28 protein-coding genes are annotated in these 15,981 nt (G+C 57.0%); 27 read left to right on the top strand and 1 reads right to left on the bottom strand.

What is annotated here, in order from left to right; translation table 11 throughout:
* Positions 1-8 precede the first annotated feature (8 nt).
* Entirely contained in the window at positions 9-557 is a 549-nt protein-coding gene (locus GCN74_RS03730) for a tetratricopeptide repeat protein (protein ID WP_193316952.1), read from the bottom strand.
* Between the two features lie 176 nt (positions 558-733).
* On the opposite strand from GCN74_RS03730, the gene creB reads away from it, so the two are divergent.
* The 27 genes from creB to rpmJ all read left to right on the top strand — a co-directional run bounded on the left by creB (position 734) and on the right by rpmJ (position 15,967).
* On the top strand, positions 734-1,465 hold the full coding sequence (gene creB / locus GCN74_RS03725; protein WP_152255399.1) for a two-component system response regulator CreB: 732 nt from the start codon (positions 734-736) through the stop codon (positions 1,463-1,465).
* Positions 1,462-2,883 (top strand): two-component system sensor histidine kinase CreC, encoded by a 1,422-nt coding sequence (gene creC, locus GCN74_RS03720; protein WP_152255398.1) that lies wholly within the window; start codon positions 1,462-1,464, stop codon positions 2,881-2,883. Before creB ends, creC begins: the two co-directional genes overlap by 4 nt.
* Before the next feature lie 87 nt (positions 2,884-2,970).
* Positions 2,971-4,362, top strand: a complete 1,392-nt coding sequence (gene creD / locus GCN74_RS03715) for a cell envelope integrity protein CreD (protein WP_152255397.1) — start codon at positions 2,971-2,973, stop codon at positions 4,360-4,362.
* Between the two features lie 219 nt (positions 4,363-4,581).
* A complete protein-coding gene (locus GCN74_RS03710; protein ID WP_152255396.1) occupies positions 4,582-4,794 on the top strand; it encodes a hypothetical protein in 213 nt (70 codons plus the stop codon).
* Positions 4,795-5,129: 335 nt separating this feature from the next.
* Positions 5,130-5,786, top strand: a complete 657-nt coding sequence (gene rplC, locus GCN74_RS03705) for a 50S ribosomal protein L3 (protein WP_076565200.1) — start codon at positions 5,130-5,132, stop codon at positions 5,784-5,786.
* Positions 5,787-5,789: 3 nt separating this feature from the next.
* Positions 5,790-6,410: a 50S ribosomal protein L4 gene (rplD, locus tag GCN74_RS03700; RefSeq protein WP_034753197.1), complete on the top strand. Its 621-nt coding sequence runs from the start codon at positions 5,790-5,792 to the stop codon at positions 6,408-6,410.
* Positions 6,407-6,724, top strand: coding sequence for a 50S ribosomal protein L23 (rplW, locus tag GCN74_RS03695; protein ID WP_010394398.1), 318 nt, complete (start codon positions 6,407-6,409; stop codon positions 6,722-6,724). The genes rplD and rplW overlap by 4 nt, the downstream gene beginning before the upstream one ends.
* Complete coding sequence (gene rplB, locus GCN74_RS03690; RefSeq protein WP_034753198.1) at positions 6,724-7,551, top strand: 50S ribosomal protein L2; 828 nt, start codon at positions 6,724-6,726, stop codon at positions 7,549-7,551. Before rplW ends, rplB begins: the two co-directional genes overlap by 1 nt.
* A 10-nt stretch (positions 7,552-7,561) precedes the next feature.
* The gene (rpsS, locus tag GCN74_RS03685) at positions 7,562-7,837 is read left to right on the top strand and encodes a 30S ribosomal protein S19 (RefSeq protein WP_008444295.1); all 276 of its coding nucleotides are present in this window, start codon (positions 7,562-7,564) and stop codon (positions 7,835-7,837) included.
* Positions 7,834-8,166: a 50S ribosomal protein L22 gene (gene rplV, locus GCN74_RS03680; RefSeq protein WP_170840583.1), complete on the top strand. Its 333-nt coding sequence runs from the start codon at positions 7,834-7,836 to the stop codon at positions 8,164-8,166. Before rpsS ends, rplV begins: the two co-directional genes overlap by 4 nt.
* 9 nt (positions 8,167-8,175) lie before the next feature.
* Entirely contained in the window at positions 8,176-9,000 is an 825-nt protein-coding gene (gene rpsC / locus GCN74_RS03675) for a 30S ribosomal protein S3 (RefSeq protein WP_034753199.1), read from the top strand.
* A 2-nt stretch (positions 9,001-9,002) separates the two neighbouring features.
* Positions 9,003-9,422 carry a 50S ribosomal protein L16 gene (gene rplP / locus GCN74_RS03670; protein WP_038497037.1) on the top strand — a complete coding sequence of 140 codons (420 nt, stop codon included), beginning with the start codon at positions 9,003-9,005 and terminating at the stop codon, positions 9,420-9,422.
* A 12-nt stretch (positions 9,423-9,434) separates the two neighbouring features.
* Positions 9,435-9,626, top strand: coding sequence for a 50S ribosomal protein L29 (gene rpmC, locus GCN74_RS03665; protein ID WP_010394412.1), 192 nt, complete (start codon positions 9,435-9,437; stop codon positions 9,624-9,626).
* Positions 9,623-9,895 (top strand): 30S ribosomal protein S17, encoded by a 273-nt coding sequence (gene rpsQ, locus GCN74_RS03660; RefSeq protein ID WP_010394415.1) that lies wholly within the window; start codon positions 9,623-9,625, stop codon positions 9,893-9,895. The genes rpmC and rpsQ overlap by 4 nt, the downstream gene beginning before the upstream one ends.
* A gap of 253 nt (positions 9,896-10,148) precedes the next feature.
* Positions 10,149-10,517 carry a 50S ribosomal protein L14 gene (gene rplN, locus GCN74_RS03655; protein ID WP_008444317.1) on the top strand — a complete coding sequence of 123 codons (369 nt, stop codon included), beginning with the start codon at positions 10,149-10,151 and terminating at the stop codon, positions 10,515-10,517.
* A gap of 9 nt (positions 10,518-10,526) precedes the next feature.
* Positions 10,527-10,841, top strand: coding sequence for a 50S ribosomal protein L24 (gene rplX / locus GCN74_RS03650; protein WP_010394419.1), 315 nt, complete (start codon positions 10,527-10,529; stop codon positions 10,839-10,841).
* 6 nt (positions 10,842-10,847) lie between these two features.
* A complete protein-coding gene (rplE, locus tag GCN74_RS03645) occupies positions 10,848-11,387 on the top strand; it encodes a 50S ribosomal protein L5 (protein ID WP_010394421.1) in 540 nt (179 codons plus the stop codon).
* Between the two features lie 4 nt (positions 11,388-11,391).
* Positions 11,392-11,697: a 30S ribosomal protein S14 gene (gene rpsN / locus GCN74_RS03640; RefSeq protein WP_131375588.1), complete on the top strand. Its 306-nt coding sequence runs from the start codon at positions 11,392-11,394 to the stop codon at positions 11,695-11,697.
* 14 nt (positions 11,698-11,711) lie between these two features.
* A complete protein-coding gene (gene rpsH / locus GCN74_RS03635) occupies positions 11,712-12,107 on the top strand; it encodes a 30S ribosomal protein S8 (protein WP_071325662.1) in 396 nt (131 codons plus the stop codon).
* A gap of 10 nt (positions 12,108-12,117) precedes the next feature.
* Positions 12,118-12,651 (top strand): 50S ribosomal protein L6, encoded by a 534-nt coding sequence (gene rplF / locus GCN74_RS03630; RefSeq protein WP_071325661.1) that lies wholly within the window; start codon positions 12,118-12,120, stop codon positions 12,649-12,651.
* 13 nt (positions 12,652-12,664) lie between these two features.
* Positions 12,665-13,027 (top strand): 50S ribosomal protein L18, encoded by a 363-nt coding sequence (rplR, locus tag GCN74_RS03625; protein WP_010394431.1) that lies wholly within the window; start codon positions 12,665-12,667, stop codon positions 13,025-13,027.
* A gap of 9 nt (positions 13,028-13,036) precedes the next feature.
* Positions 13,037-13,555, top strand: coding sequence for a 30S ribosomal protein S5 (gene rpsE / locus GCN74_RS03620; RefSeq protein WP_010394433.1), 519 nt, complete (start codon positions 13,037-13,039; stop codon positions 13,553-13,555).
* A 10-nt stretch (positions 13,556-13,565) separates the two neighbouring features.
* Entirely contained in the window at positions 13,566-13,745 is a 180-nt protein-coding gene (gene rpmD, locus GCN74_RS03615) for a 50S ribosomal protein L30 (RefSeq protein WP_010394435.1), read from the top strand.
* Between the two features lie 30 nt (positions 13,746-13,775).
* Complete coding sequence (gene rplO, locus GCN74_RS03610) at positions 13,776-14,207, top strand: 50S ribosomal protein L15 (protein WP_034753211.1); 432 nt, start codon at positions 13,776-13,778, stop codon at positions 14,205-14,207.
* 32 nt (positions 14,208-14,239) lie between these two features.
* Complete coding sequence (gene secY, locus GCN74_RS03605; RefSeq protein WP_010394438.1) at positions 14,240-15,574, top strand: preprotein translocase subunit SecY; 1,335 nt, start codon at positions 14,240-14,242, stop codon at positions 15,572-15,574.
* Positions 15,575-15,592: 18 nt separating this feature from the next.
* Positions 15,593-15,811 carry a translation initiation factor IF-1 gene (infA, locus tag GCN74_RS03600; protein WP_005663428.1) on the top strand — a complete coding sequence of 73 codons (219 nt, stop codon included), beginning with the start codon at positions 15,593-15,595 and terminating at the stop codon, positions 15,809-15,811.
* A 42-nt stretch (positions 15,812-15,853) separates the two neighbouring features.
* On the top strand, positions 15,854-15,967 hold the full coding sequence (gene rpmJ / locus GCN74_RS03595; RefSeq protein WP_010394471.1) for a 50S ribosomal protein L36: 114 nt from the start codon (positions 15,854-15,856) through the stop codon (positions 15,965-15,967).
* Positions 15,968-15,981: the final 14 nt, after the last annotated feature.

Raw genomic sequence — 15,981 nt, 5'->3', positions numbered from 1 at the left:
CCGAAGCCTTATTGCAGGCTGGCCGCCACGGCCTCAAAGCGCCCGCCCAGTCCCGCTTGCGGGCCGCTCTGCAGTTGCCTGGCGTACTGGCGCAGCACCTCTGCCGAATAGGTGCGCGAGGCTGGCGACAGCTTCGGCAGCAGCGGCAGCACGCGTTCCAGGTAGCCCGTGCCTTCCTGCCACTTGCCTTGCGCCGCCAGCGCCGACGCCAGTTCCACCATGCGGCGGCCGACGCGCGCATCGCTGCGTGGCTGCGCCGCCTCTTCCGTGGCCAGCGCCTGCCGGAACAGTTGCTCCGCTTCCGTATTCTTGCCCTGCAAGCGCTTGATGCGGCCCAGGTTGTACTGGCGCTGCGAGAGGATGTCCGCGCTGGCCCCGGCCTGCTCGGCGCTTTGCAGCGCCTGTACGCAGGCCAGTTCTGCTTCGCCTAGCTGGCCTTTGAGTTCGGCCGCGTTGCAGGCGTCGTGTTGCGCATTGGAGGTGGCGAGTGTCGCGGGCGCCGCGCAGGCGGCCAGCAGGCTGACAGCGCATAGCAGGCTGATGGTATGGGTCTTCATAGTCTCCTCGGACGGGTGTTGGACACGGTGTATCGGTGGAGTCATGCTGTGATAAATATACTATAAGTTTTTTTGGCATGGGCGGCTTTCCGCGGGCGCACGGCAAGGCGCGCGATTGACGCCGCTTGCCCGCTTCAGGGATACTCCGGGCTTGTCCATTACTGCGTGCCGCCGCCATGTCCAAGACTGTCCTGATCGTGGAAGATGAACAGGCGATTGCCGACAGCATCGCCTATGCCTTGCGCACGGATGGCTTTGCGCCGCGCCATGTGATGTTGGGCGAGCAAGCGCTGGCCGCACTGCGTCCGGCGCACGCGGAAGCCGCATGCATGCCCGTGCTCGTGGTGCTCGACGTGGGGCTGCCCGACATGAACGGGCTGGAAGTGTGCCGCCGGCTGCGCCAGTTTTCCGACGTGCCGGTGATCTTCCTGACGGCCCGCAGCGATGAAATCGACCGCATCGTCGGGCTGGAAATCGGCGCCGACGATTACGTCACCAAACCGTTTTCGCCGCGCGAACTGGTGGCCCGCATCCGCGTCATCTTGCGCCGCGCCGGCACCGCGCCAGCCCCCCGCGAGACTGGCATGACGATAGCTGCTGGCGTTGCGCCAGCAGCGCCGGCGTGCTTCGAGTTGCGCGCGCTCGAGGCGCGCGTGCTGTTCCGGGGCCAGCCGCTGGAGCTGACCCGCTACGAATACCTGCTGCTGAAGGCCTTGCTCGAGCATCCTGGCCACGTCCTGTCGCGCGCGCAGCTGATGGAGCGCGTATGGAGCGGCGCGCCCGACACGCTCGACCGTACCGTCGATGCGCACGTCAAATCGTTGCGCGCCAAGCTGCGTGCCGTCGATGCGCAGGCCGACCCCATCCACACCCACCGTGGCCTCGGCTACAGCCTGGCCGGCGCATGAAGATCGGCCTGCGCATTCTGCTCGGCTACTTCCTGGTCGTGGGCCTGGCCGCGTGGTTCCTGCTGAATGTCTTCATGGAGCAGGTCAAGCCGGGCGTGCGTTCGACCCTGGAGGACACGCTGGTCGATACCTCGCAGCTGCTGGCCAGCCTGGTGGCGCCGGACATGAAGGAGGGCAAGCTGGCGCAGTCGGCCTTGACCGAGCGCATGCAGGATTACGCGCGCCATGGCGTGGACATCAATATCAATGGCGTGCGCAAGCGCACGCTCGATTACCGCATCACCATCACGGACCGGCACGGCATCGTGCTGTTCGATTCCAGCGGGCGCGACGTGGGCCGCGACTATTCGCGCTGGAATGATGTCTACCTCACCTTGCAGGGCAAGTATGGCGCGCGCAGCACGCGCAGCCGGCCCGATGACGAGATGTCGACCGTCATGCACGTGGCTGCGCCGATTCGCGATGGCAATGAAGTGATCGGCGTGCTGACAGTGGCCAAGCCGAATGCCAGCGTGCAGGCGTTTGTCGAGCGCAGCCAGCGCAAGATCCTGCAGCGCGGCGCCGTGCTGTTGCTGCTGTCTCTGCTGATCGGCCTGGCATTTGCCTGGTGGCTGCACCATGCGCTTGGCAAGCTGATGCATTACATCGGCGACGTGGAAGCGGGGCGCAAGGTGGCGCTGCCGGCGCTGGGCCGGAACGAGATCGGCACCCTGGGGCGGGCGCTGGAGGCGATGCGCACGCGCCTGGAAGGCAAGGAATATGTGGAGCAGCTGATGCACACGCTGGCGCATGAATTGAAAAGCCCGATCGCCGCCATCCAGGCGTCGGCCGAGCTGCTGCAGGAAGAGATGCCGCCGGCCGAGCGGCGCCAGTTCCTTGCCAGCATCCTGGAACAGAATGCGCGCCAGCGCCAATTGATCGACAAGCTGCTGGCCCTGGTCCGGGTGGAAAAGCAGCAGCGCCTGGAGCATCCCGAGCGCATCGCGCTGGGGCCGCTGCTGGCGCAAGTGGGGCAGGATGGTGCCGCCGCCCTGGCGGCGCGCGGCGTGCGCCTGCAACTGCAGGCGGAGGAGGGCAGCGTGGCGGGCGATCCCCTGCTGCTGCGCCAGGCGCTGGGCAATCTGCTCGACAACGCGGCCGGCTTTGCGCCGCCCGGCAGTTGCATCGACCTGACGGCGTGGCGCGAGGGCGTGCAGGTGGAAATTGCCGTGCGCGACCGGGGCGCAGGCATACCCGCGTATGCGCTCGAGCGTGTCTTCGAGCGCTTTTATTCCTTGCCGCGCCCCGGCGCCGGCAAGAGCACGGGCCTGGGCTTGCCCTTCGTGCGTGAAGTGGCGTCCCTGCATGGCGGCACTGTCGAAGTAATCAATCATGCGGAGGGCGGTGCCTGCGCGCGCCTGCGCCTGCCGCTGGCGTGAGCGCCCTTTATTTGCCGGCTTCACACGGACTGCATCGTCAGCGCATACAGCTTTTTTACACTGGCCGCCTTACTTCAAGGATGCGCCATGCAAAAAACTTTACTCGTCAAAGCGCTGATCGTGTTCGGCCTGATGCTGCTGATCGGCCTGCCTCTGCTGATGATCCAGGAAACGATCAAGGAGCGGATGGAATTCCGCCAGGAAGCCATCAACAGCATCGCCGCCGATTCGGTGCGCGAACAAACCATCATCGGCCCCATCCTGGTGATCCCCTACACGGAGCAGTATGAAGAGCGCGTGGAAGTGGCCAAGGGCGATGACAAGTCACAGGAAGTAAAGTTGCCTGTGCGCACGGAGTTGCTGCGCCGCACAGTGCAGCGCCGTCTGCTCGTCTACCCGAACAGCCTGTCAACCAGTGGCAACATCGAGGCGGACCGCCGCTACCGTGGCATCCACCAGGTGCTCGTCTACAGTGGCCAGCATGCGTTCAAGGGCGACTTTACGGTACCGGCCAGCACGCAGCTGCCGCGCAAGTCGCCCGACTCGCGCGTGACCCTGGGCGAGCCTTTCGTGGCCCTGTCGATCGAGGACGTGCGCGGCATCCGCAATATTCCGAAAATCGGCTGGGGCGGCCGGCAGATCGAGTTCGAGCAGGGAACGGACTTGTTTGCCTTCCGCAGCGGCTTGCATGCGCCCCTCGGCGCCATGCCCCTGGCCGCGCCGCAGCAGGTGCCCTTTGCGTTCGACCTGGGCCTGGACGGCATCGAACGCCTGCATGTCGTGCCGGTGGCGAAAAACAACCAGATCAGCATCAAGTCGAACTGGCCCCATCCGCAATTTGGCGGGCGCTTCCTGCCGTCGCCGAAACACCGCCAGATCAACGCCGATGGCTTCCAGGTCGAGTGGGACATCTCCTCGCTGGCCACGAATGCGCAAACGCAGCTGAGCACGATCGAGGGCGAGTTCAAGGTGCCCGACAGCGCGCCGTTGGGTCAGGTGGACCGCTTCAACGTGGGCTTCATCGAACCGATCAACGTGTATTCGCAATCGGACCGCGCCACCAAGTATGGCTTGCTGTTCGTGGCGCTGACCTTTGCCGCCTTCTTCATCTTCGAGATCCTGAAGAGCCTGCCCATCCATCCGGTGCAGTATTTGCTGGTGGGCTTGTCGCTGGTGATCTTCTTCCTGCTGCTGGTGGGCCTGGCCGAGCACATCGCCTTCCTTGCCGCCTACCTGATCGCCAGCGCCGCCTGTATCGTCCTGACCAGCTTTTATCTGGTGCACGTGCTGCACAACGCGTGGCGCGCCATCGGCTTCGGCGTGGCGCTGACGGTGCTGTATGGCGCGCTGTACGGTTTGCTGAACTCGGAAAACAATGCGCTGGTAATGGGCAGCATCCTGTTGTTTGCCGTGCTGGCGGCCATCATGGTGGCCACGCGCAAGGTCGACTGGTACCAGGTAGGCAAGGGCGGGCAGTAGCGCCGGGAGCGGTCCGGCGATACGATAAAAACATTGCTGTTTTGGTAAATAAGTGGTGTTAAGTTGGTATTGTTTACGATACTCTTTGGTATTGATTTTTGCAGTGCGCGCAATGACGTGCGCAGCGTACCGGAGCAGTAGGGCGGCGTCAGGCAGGATGGCCTGGCGCCGCCAGGCAGTGCCTTTCATCCTCACTCATAACAACCTGGAGACAGCACCATGATCAAGAAACTGGCTTTTTTCCTTTTCGCCTGCAGCCTGAGCGGCAGCTATGCCTATGCCACGAGCATTGAATTGCAGCAATGCTATTCCGGTTGCTGGCAAAAGGTCGCCAGCTGCACGGGCGGTGGCGGCCTGGCTGGCAGCAGCCCCATCTGCCAAATGATCCTCGACACCTGCACCGCCAACTGCGACCGCACGCACGGCGGTTAAGGCGGCATGCCCGTCCGGTAGGCCGGCGGGGCATGAGGGCGCGAAAGCATTGGGCGCGAGCCGGGCGACAAGTCCGGTCCGCGCCTTTCTTTTTTTGCGGCGCCAGGGCGCATGGATGGCCGCTTTGCGCTGGAGAAGGGGGTATTTTTCGGGGTGCCCGACAACTCCCGCAGGGGCGTCGCGCAACACTTTGACATACCTCGTGTTAACTTGTTGCGTCAAGGGTTTTTGTGCTATATACTAGCCGGCTTCGGTATGGATTCGTCTTTTTTGAGTCCTACGTTACTTTGTAGTTAAACAAGCCCCGCCCAATCGCAGGTGGGAATGGAGAAAAAATGAGCCTAGGCCTTCTCGGTCGCAAGGTTGGTATGATGCGCATTTTCACGGATGAAGGGGATTCGATCCCGGTCACCGTGTTGGACGTATCGAACAACCGTGTTGCGCAAATCAAAACCCCTGAAACAGATGGCTACTCCGCTGTTCAGGTCGCATTCGGTCAACGTCGCGCATCCCGCGTGACCAAAGCTGTTGCTGGTCATCACGCTAAAGCTGGTGTTGAAGCCGGTACTCTGTTGAAAGAGTTCCGCGTTGACGCTGCTAAAGCCGCTGAACTGAAAGCTGGCGATGTTGTCGCTGCTTCCCTGTTCGAAGTCGGTCAAAAGATCGACGTGCAAGGCGTTACCATCGGTAAAGGCTATGCAGGCGTTATCAAACGTTACCACTTCGCTTCCGGCCGTCAAACGCACGGTAACTCGCGTTCGCATAACGTTCCAGGTTCCATCGGTATGGCGCAAGATCCAGGTCGTGTTTTCCCTGGTAAGCGCATGACCGGTCATCTGGGTGACGTTAACCGTACGATCCAGAACCTCGTGATCGCCCGTATCGATGCCGACCGTCAGCTGTTGCTGGTCAAAGGCGCGATTCCAGGTGCGAAAAATGGCCAGGTAGTTGTCTCGCCAGCCATCAAAACCAAAGCCAAGAAGGGAGCTTAAACGATGGAACTCAAGCTTCTGAATGCGCAAGGTCAAGCCGCCTCGAACGTTGCTGCAGCCGATACGATTTTCGGCCGTGACTACAATGAAGCGCTGATCCACCAAGTCGTCATCGCTTATCAGGCGAATGCACGTAGTGGTAACCGCAAGCAAAAAGACCGTGAAGAAGTTCACCACACGACGAAAAAGCCATGGCGCCAAAAAGGTACCGGCCGCGCGCGTGCTGGTATGTCGTCGTCGCCACTGTGGCGCGGCGGTGGTCGGATTTTCCCGAACTCGCCTGACGAAAACTTCACCCACAAAGTGAACAAGAAAATGTATCGCGCAGGTATCTGCTCGATCCTGTCGCAGCTGGCTCGCGAAGAGCGCCTGATCGTCATCGACGATCTGACGATCGACGCGCCAAAAACCAAGCTGCTGTCGCAAAAATTGAACGGCCTGGGCTTTGATTCGGTTCTGATCATCACCGACGTTCTGAACGAAAACCTGGAACTGGCATCGCGCAACCTGCCTAACGTACTCGTCGTTGAGCCACGTCACGCAGACCCGATGTCCCTGGTGTTCTACAAGAAGATCCTGGTCACCAAAGCTGCATTGGCCAAGATTGAGGAGATGCTGGCATGAGCGCGATTTTGAAACATAGCGAAGAACGCTTGATGAAGGTGCTGTTGGCGCCCGTGATTTCCGAAAAGGCCACCATGGTCGCGGAAAAGAACGAGCAAATTGTATTCCGCGTACTGCCGGATGCAACCAAGCCTGAAATCAAGGCAGCGGTCGAACTGCTGTTCAAGGTTGAAGTTCTGTCCGTGCAAACTGCAAACCGCGAAGGTAAGCAAAAACGCACCGGCAAGTTCAACGGTCGTCGTAACCATACCAAGCGTGCTTTCGTGTGCCTGAAGCCTGGCCAGGAAATCAACTTCTCCGAGGAGGCTGCATAATGGCACTCGTTAAGATGAAACCAACCTCGCCAGGCCGTCGCGGCATGGTGAAGGTGGTGAATGCCGACCTGTACAAAGGTCGTCCGTTCGCTGCCCTGGTTGAAAAGAAATCCAAGACCGCTGGTCGTAACAACAACGGTCACATCACCACCCGTCATATCGGTGGTGGTCATAAGCAACACTATCGCTTGATCGACTTCAAGCGCACCAAAGATGGTATTCCAGCGAAAGTGGAACGTATCGAATACGATCCAAACCGCACCGCGAATATCGCTCTGCTGTGCTACGCCGACGGCGAACGTCACTACATCATCGCAACCAAGGGCATGGCCGTTGGCGACAGCGTGATGAACGGTTCGGAAGCACCGATCAAATCGGGTAACTGCTTGCCAATCCGTAACATCCCAGTCGGTACCGTGATGCATTGCGTCGAAATGCTGCCAGGTAAAGGTGCCCAAATGGCACGTACCGCCGGCGCTGGCGTCGTGCTGATGGCGCGTGAAGGTACCTACGCTCAAGTGCGTCTGCGCTCGGGTGAAGTACGTCGCGTGCACATCGAGTGCCGTGCAACGGTTGGTGAAGTCGGCAATGCCGAGCACAGCCTGCGTAAAATCGGTAAAGCTGGTGCGATGCGCTGGCGCGGTGTTCGTCCTACCGTTCGCGGTGTGGTCATGAACCCGGTCGATCACCCGCACGGTGGTGGTGAAGGTAAAACAGCAGCTGGTCGTCATCCAGTTTCGCCTTGGGGCCAACAGACTAAGGGTAAGAAGACACGCAGCAACAAGCGTACTACTTCCATGATCGTCTCGCGCCGCGGCAAGAAATAAGGGGTAGCACATGACACGTTCATTGAAAAAAGGGCCGTTCTGTGACGCCCACCTGGTGAAAAAAGTTGAAGCCGCGCAAGCTGCCAAAGACAAAAAGCCAATCAAAACCTGGTCGCGTCGTTCGACAATCATGCCTGACTTCATCGGCCTGACGATCGCGGTGCATAACGGCAAGCTGCACGTGCCGGTTTATGTTTCCGAAAACATGGTTGGTCACAAGCTCGGCGAATTCGCACTGACCCGTACGTTCAAGGGCCATGCAGCTGACAAAAAGGCTAAGAAATAATGGAAACTAAAGCTATCCTCAAAGGTGTGCGCCTGTCGGACCAAAAGGGCCGCCTGGTTGCTGACCTGATCCGTGGCAAGAAAGTTGACGCTGCACTCAACATCTTGCAATTCAGCCCGAAAAAAGGTGCTGCGATCATCAAACGCGTTCTGGAATCCGCTATTGCGAATGCCGAGCACAATGATGGCGCGGACATCGACGAATTGTTCGTGAAAACGATCTACGTCGAAAAGGGCCCCGTCCTGAAGCGCTTCACCGCGCGTGCAAAAGGCCGTGGCGACCGTATTTCGAAACAATCCTGTCACGTTTACGTGACTGTCGGTAACTAAGGAGCCACGATGGGTCAGAAAATTCATCCAACCGGTTTCCGTCTGGCGGTCACCCGTAACTGGGCTTCGCGCTGGTATGCAGGCAACGGTAATTTCGCTGCCATGCTGAACGAAGACTTGAAAGCACGTGCTTACCTGAAAAAGAAACTGAAGAACGCTTCCGTTGGCCGCATCGTTATCGAGCGCCCAGCCAAGAACGCGCGCTTCACGATCTACAGCTCGCGTCCAGGCGTGGTCATTGGTAAAAAAGGCGAAGACATCGAAGTACTGAAGTCGGCGCTGACCAAGATCATGGGCGTGCCTGTTCACGTGAACATCGAAGAAATTCGCAAGCCAGAAATCGACTCGCAACTGATCGCCGATTCGATCGCTCAGCAGCTGGAAAAACGGATCATGTTCCGCCGCGCCATGAAGCGCGCAATGCAAAATGCAATGCGCCTGGGTGCTCTCGGTATCAAGATCATGTCGTCCGGCCGTCTGAACGGTATCGAAATCGCACGTAAAGAGTGGTATCGCGAAGGCCGCGTGCCTCTGCATACCCTGCGCGCCGATATCGACTACGGTACCAGCGAAGCGTCGACCACCTACGGCATCATCGGTGTCAAGGTGTGGGTATACAAAGGTGACCGCGCGCCTAACGGCGATGCACCAGTCATCGATACCCCAGCTGACGAGAAGAAAAGCCGCGGCCCACGCCGTGACGATGGCAAGCCAGCTGGCCGTCCACGTCCAGCCGGTGCCGGTGCGAAACCATCCACAGCACCAGGTGCACGTGTGCGTACCGCCGCTAAACCGGCCGCCGCAGCAGCACCAGCTGAGAAAGCAGGAGAATAATCATGCTGCAACCAGCACGCAGAAAGTATCGTAAAGAGCAGAAAGGCCGTAATACCGGTATTTCGCACAGCCGCGGCACCGCCGTGTCGTTTGGCGAATTCGGTCTGAAGGCAGTTGCGCGCGGTCGTATCACTGCGCGTCAAATTGAAGCGGCGCGTCGTGCAATGACGCGTCACATCAAGCGCGGTGGCCGTATCTGGATCCGTATTTTCCCGGACAAACCGATTTCGAACAAACCGGCTGAAGTCCGTATGGGTAACGGTAAAGGTAATCCTGAGTACTACGTCGCTGAAATTCAGCCAGGCAAAGTACTGTACGAAATGGATGGCGTTGATGAAGCGCTGGCACGGGAAGCATTCCGTCTTGCCGCCGCTAAACTGCCACTGGCTACGACGTTTGTCGTACGTCAAGTCGGCCAATAATTGGAGTTGTATATGAAAGCATCTGAACTCCGCGGCAAGGACCAGCCAGCTCTGCAAAAAGAGCTGAATGACCTGTTGAAGGCACAGTTCGGCCTGCGCATGCAAATCGCTACGCAGCAGCTGAGCAACACTTCGCAGCTCAAGAAGGTACGCCGCGATATCGCGCGTGTGAAGACGGTAATGAATCTGAAGGAAGCCAAATGAACGAACCAGTGAAACAGTCGCTCAAGCGCACGCTGATCGGTAAAGTGGTTTCGGACAAGATGGACAAGACCGTTACCGTTCTGATCGAGCGCCACGTAAAACATCCTTTGTATGGCAAGATCATCATGCGTTCGAACAAGTATCACGCGCATGACGAGACCAACCAAGTCAAGGCCGGTGACACGGTCGAGATCCAGGAAGGTCGCCCGATCTCCAAAACGAAGGCATGGACGGTGACACGTGTGGTTCAAGCCGCACCAACCGTTTAAATAAAAACCACCGTTTCGGCGGTGGGTTTTAATTAGTACTTGCAGGCCCGCAAATTGTATGTAATACTTGCGGGCTTCGTTCATGTAACGCCGCAAAGTGTCTGGCCACAGACAGTAGCATTCGCGGTCAGTTGATGTATGAAGGTCATGCACCCAAACAGTGAAGCCCAGCAGGGCGGCTCTGGCGGGACCAAGACTGACCGTGGGTCTACATTGTGTGGATTCTTCGGCTTAAGTTGGGAAAGAGAATACTATGATTCAAACTGAAAGCCGGCTCGAAGTGGCTGACAATACCGGTGCCAAAGAAGTAATGTGCATCAAGGTATTGGGCGGCTCCAAGCGCCGTTATGCTGGCATTGGCGATGTGATCAAGGTAACCGTCAAGGTTGCTGCGCCACGTGGCCGTGTCAAAAAAGGTGAAATTTATAACGCCGTGGTTGTGCGCACCGCTAAAGGTGTTCGCCGCCAAGACGGTTCCCTGGTGAAGTTCGACGGCAACGCCGCCGTTCTGTTGAACGCCAAGCTGGAACCGATCGGTACCCGTATTTTTGGACCTGTCACGCGCGAACTGCGCACTGAGAAGTTCATGAAAATCGTGTCCCTGGCACCGGAAGTCCTGTAAGGAGTCGTAATGGATAAGATTCGTAAAAACGACGAAGTCATCGTTCTGACCGGGAAAGACAAGGGCAAACGTGGTGTGGTACAGCAGCGTATCGATGCTGAACATATCGTGGTTGACGGCATTAACATCGCTAAAAAAGCGACTAAGCCAAACCCGATGACTGGCGTAACTGGTGGTATCGTCGATAAGACCATGCCAATTCACGTGTCCAACGTTGCATTGTTCAATGCAGCGACTGGCAAGGCAGATCGCGTGGGTTTCAAAGAAGTGGATGGCAAAAAAGTCCGCGTCTTTAAATCCTCCGGCGAAGTAGTGAAGGCTTAAGAAATCATGGCACGTCTCCAAGAATTCTATAAAGAAAAAGTCGTTGCCGACCTGACCAGCAAGTTTGGTTACAAGTCGGTAATGGAAGTTCCACGCCTGACCAAGATCACCCTGAACATGGGTGTTGGTGAGGCTATCGCGGATAAAAAAGTTCTCGAGCACGCTGTTGCTGACTTGACCAAGATCGCCGGCCAGAAGCCAGTGACCACCAAGTCGCGCAAAGCTATCGCAGGCTTCAAAATCCGTGAAGGTTATCCGATCGGTACGATGGTCACCCTGCGCGGCGCTCGCATGTACGAGTTCCTGGATCGCTTCATTACCGTGGCTCTGCCGCGCGTACGCGATTTCCGTGGTGTGAACGGCCGTGCATTTGATGGTCGTGGTAACTACAACATCGGTGTCAAGGAACAGATCATCTTCCCTGAGATCGAGTACGACAAGATTGACGCGTTGCGCGGTATGAATATCAGCATCACGACAACCGCTAAGACCGACGATGAAGCCAAAGCGCTCCTCGCCGCCTTTAAATTCCCGTTCAGAAACTGAGATCATGGCAAAATTGGCACTGATTAACCGTGAGCAAAAGCGTGTAGACCTGGCTGCGAAATTCGCCGTCAAACGCGCTGAGCTGAAGGCCATCGTTGATGACCAGTCGAAATCGGAAGAAGAGCGTTACGAAGCGCGCTTGAAATTGCAAGCGCTGCCACGTAACTCGAATCCGACGCGTCAACGTAACCGTTGCGCAATCACCGGTCGTCCGCGCGGCACATTCCGTAAATTCGGTCTGGGTCGTATCAAGCTCCGTGAATTCGCCATGCGTGGTGAAATTCCGGGTATGACAAAAGCAAGCTGGTAATAGGAGAATATGCAATGAGTATGAGCGATCCTATCGCCGATATGCTGACCCGCATTCGCAACGCACAAGGCGTGCAAAAAACGACCGTGGCCATGCCATCGTCGAAAGTCAAAATTGCGATTGCCAACGTCCTGAAGGACGAGGGTTACATTGAAGATTTCGCTGTTGCCGAAGCTGGTGGCAAGGCGGAACTGAAGATCGGTTTGAAGTATTATGTTGGCCGTCCCGTTATTGAGCGCTTGGAGCGCGTGTCCCGTCCGGGCCTGCGCGTCTACAAGGGTAAAGACGAGATCCCTGTTGTGATGAATGGCTTGGGTGTGGCGATCGTGTCGACTCCGCAAGGCGTCATGACTGACCGCAAAGCACGCGCTACCGGTGTCGGCGGCGAAGTTATTTGCTACGTGGCTTAAGGAGTTACACATGTCTCGAGTAGCTAAAATGCCTATCGTAGTGCCAGCTGGCGCCGAAGTCGCCATCTCCGCACAAGCGATCACCGTAAAAGGCCCGCTGGGCGTGCTTTCCCAAGCCCTCACCGGCCTGGTCAAAGTAGAAAACAATGCAGGAACCCTGAGTTTCGACGTGGCGAACGACAGCCGCGAAGCCAATGCCATGTCCGGCACGCTGCGCGCACTGGTCAACAACATGGTTGTTGGCGTCACCAAGGGTTTCGAGAAAAAGCTGAACCTGGTAGGCGTGGGTTACAAGGCGCAAGCTCAAGGCGACAAGCTGAATCTGTCCCTGGGTTTCTCGCACCCTGTAGTGCATGACATGCCAGCCGGCGTTACCTGCGCAACACCAACCCCGACCGAGATCCTGATTAAAGGTATCGACCGTCAACAGGTTGGCCAGGTCGCCGCTGAAGTTCGTGCTTACCGCGCTCCTGAGCCGTATAAAGGCAAGGGCGTTCGCTATGCGGACGAAGTGGTTAAGCTTAAAGAAACCAAGAAGAAGTAATTAGGGGCTGACGATGGATAAGAAAGAATCACGGCTTCGCCGCGGACGCCAAACCCGCATCAAGATTGCGGAATTGAAAGTAAATCGCTTGTCGGTGCATCGCACCAACCTGCACATTTACGCCAACCTGATCAGCCCGGACGCTAAAGTCCTGGTTTCGGCCTCGACGGCTGAAGCGGAAGTTCGCGCTGAACTGGCAGGCCAATCCGGCAAAGGCGGCAATGCCGCTGCTGCAGCCTTGATCGGCAAGCGCGTCGCTGAAAAAGCGTTGAAAGCAGGGATTACCGAAGTTGCGTTTGACCGCTCCGGTTTCCGTTACCACGGCCGTGTGAAAGCGTTGGCAGAAGCCGCACGCGAAGCCGGTCTGAAGTTCTAAGGATCAATCATGGCAAAAATGCAAGCAAAAATGCAAAGCGACAAGCCGGATGATGGCATGCGCGAAAAAATGATCGCGATCAACCGCGTGACCAAAGTGGTCAAGGGTGGTCGTATCATGGGTTTCGCCGCGCTGACCGTAGTTGGTGATGGCGATGGCCGCGTCGGCATGGGCAAGGGCAAATCGAAAGAAGTGCCAGTTGGCGTGCAGAAGGCAATGGAAGAAGCCCGTCGCAACCTGATCAAAGTGCCGCTCAAAAACGGTACCTTGCATCACACGGTTGTTGGTCGTCACGGCGCCTCCAAGGTCCTGATGAACCCAGCTAAGCCTGGTACTGGCGTTATCGCTGGTGGCGCAATGCGCGCTATCTTCGAAGTGATGGGCGTGACGGACGTGGTGGCGAAATCCACCGGTTCGAACAACCCATACAACCTGGTACGCGCTACGCTGGACGGCCTGTCGAAAATGAGCACTGCTTCCGATATCGCTGCCAAGCGCGGCAAGTCGGTCGAAGACATTCTGGCTTAAGGTGGACAAAATGACAAACACAGTCAAAGTGCAATTGGTCAAGGGCTTGATCGGTACGCGCGAATCGCATCGCGCTACCGTGCGCGGTCTGGGTCTGCGTCGTGTAAATTCGGTTTCCGAGTTGCAAGACACCCCATCCGTACGCGGCATGATCAATAAAGTATCGTATCTCGTTAAAGTTGTCGGGTAAGCCTTCGGGCTTACACGAACGGAGCAAATCATGGAATTGAATACTATTGCACCAGCCGAAGGCGCTAAGCACTACAAGCGTCGCGTCGGTCGCGGTATCGGCTCCGGCCTGGGTAAAACCTCGGGTCGTGGTCACAAAGGTCAGAAATCGCGTTCGGGCGGCTTTCATAAAGTCGGTTTCGAAGGCGGTCAGATGCCTCTGCAACGCCGTCTGCCTAAGCGCGGTTTCAAATCGATGCACGCAACCTTCAAAGCTGAAGTGCGCCTGTCCGATCTGAACAACCTGGCTGTTGGCGATGTCGACATTCTGGTCTTGAAGCAAGCTGGCGTTCTGGGCGTGTTGGCCCGTGACGTGCGCGTGATCTTGTCCGGCGAAATCACCAAAGCGGTGAATTTGAAGGGCTTGAAAGTGTCCGCTGGCGCGAAAGCAGCCATCGAAGCAGCCGGCGGCTCGGTAGCCTGAGTTGACCGCTAACAGCTTGATCGGAGCGAAAATTGGCGACTAATCCACAACTTGCTAAAAGTGCAGCGGCCGGTTTCCCTTGGGGACGGCTCTGGTTTTTGCTTGGCGCATTGGTGGTTTATCGTATCGGTGCTCACGTCCCGGTTCCCGGGATTGACCCGACACAATTAGCCTCGCTGTTCAAGGAGCACGAAGGCGGCGTCCTGGGCATGTTCAACATGTTCTCGGGCGGTGCCTTGTCTCGTTTTACAGTGTTTGCGCTGGGTATCATGCCTTATATCTCGGCCTCGATCATCATGCAATTGCTGTCGATCGTGTCACCGCAGATGGAAGCGTTGAAAAAAGAAGGCGAAGCAGGTCGTCGCAAGATCACCCAGTACACCCGGTATTTCACGGTTGCCCTGGCACTGTTCCAAGCGTTAGGCATTGCAGTCGCACTGGAGTCGCAAGCTGGTCTGGTGTTGGAACCTGGTCTTGCATTCCGCTTCGTGACGGTCGTCACTTTGTTGACCGGAACAATGTTTTTGATGTGGTTGGGTGAGCAAATTACCGAGCGTGGTTTGGGTAATGGCATCTCGATCATCATTTTTGCCGGGATTGCAGCAGGTCTGCCGTCGGCGTTGGGTGGCTTGTTCACTCAGGTGTCGAATGGTTCGATCGGCAGCTTCAGCGCGATTTTCATCGTGATCCTGGTAGCACTGGTAACGTACTTCGTCGTATTCGTCGAACGTGGTCAGCGCAAAATATTGGTCAACTACGCGAAGCGCCAGGTAGGCAACAAGATTTATGGCGGTCAAACCAGCCATTTGCCGTTGAAGCTGAACATGGCCGGCGTGATCCCGCCGATCTTTGCTTCTTCGATCATCTTGTTCCCGGCCACTATCGTGGACTGGTTTTCAAAGGGCGCCGACAACGCTAACCCTGCGGTGCGGTTCTTGAAAGATTTGGCAGCATCGATGGGGCCTGGTGAGCCTATCCATGCGCTGTTGTACGCAGTGGCGATCGTGTTTTTCTGTTTCTTCTATACAGCGCTGGTATTTAACAGCAAGGAAACAGCGGATAACTTGAAGAAAAGCGGTGCGTTCATTCCCGGGATCCGTCCAGGCGAACAGACAGCCCGTTACATCGACAAGATCCTGACACGCTTGACACTTGCCGGCGCAGTCTACATCACCCTGGTGTGTTTATTGCCGGAATTTATGCAAGCCCAGTGGAAAGTACCATTCTATTTCGGCGGTACTTCTTTATTGATTATTGTAGTTGTCACCATGGATTTCATGGCGCAAGTACAGAACTACGTGATGTCGCAGCAATATGATTCGCTGCTGCGCAAAGCAAATTTCAAGGGCGGAATTCCGACGCGTTAAGCGCGGTAAACATACCGAATGGCAAAAGACGACGTCATACAGATGCAGGGCGAGATTCTTGAGAATCTCCCAAATGCAACATTTCGAGTGAAGCTGGAGAACGGACACGTGGTGCTCGGGCATATTTCAGGTAAAATGCGGATGAACTATATTCGCATTCTCCCTGGAGACAAGGTGACGGTGGAGTTAACGCCGTACGACCTGAGCCGAGCCCGCATTGTGTTCCGTACCAAGTAACACAGTGAATCAAACCAAAGAAGCGAAAGAAAGAGCCCCAAAATGAAAGTTCTCGCATCAGTCAAGCGGATCTGCCGCAACTGCAAGATCATCAAGCGCAAAGGCGTAGTCCGCGTAATCTGCGTGGAACCACGTCACAAGCAGCGTCAAGGTTAATCGAGGAATAACAA

The organism is Janthinobacterium sp. FT14W (assembly GCF_009208755.1).
Taxonomy (GTDB): Bacteria; Pseudomonadota; Gammaproteobacteria; order Burkholderiales; family Burkholderiaceae_D; genus Janthinobacterium; species Janthinobacterium violaceinigrum.
Note: the sequence above shows the minus strand (reverse complement) of the source record. Positions and strands in the feature narration are given on the sequence as shown.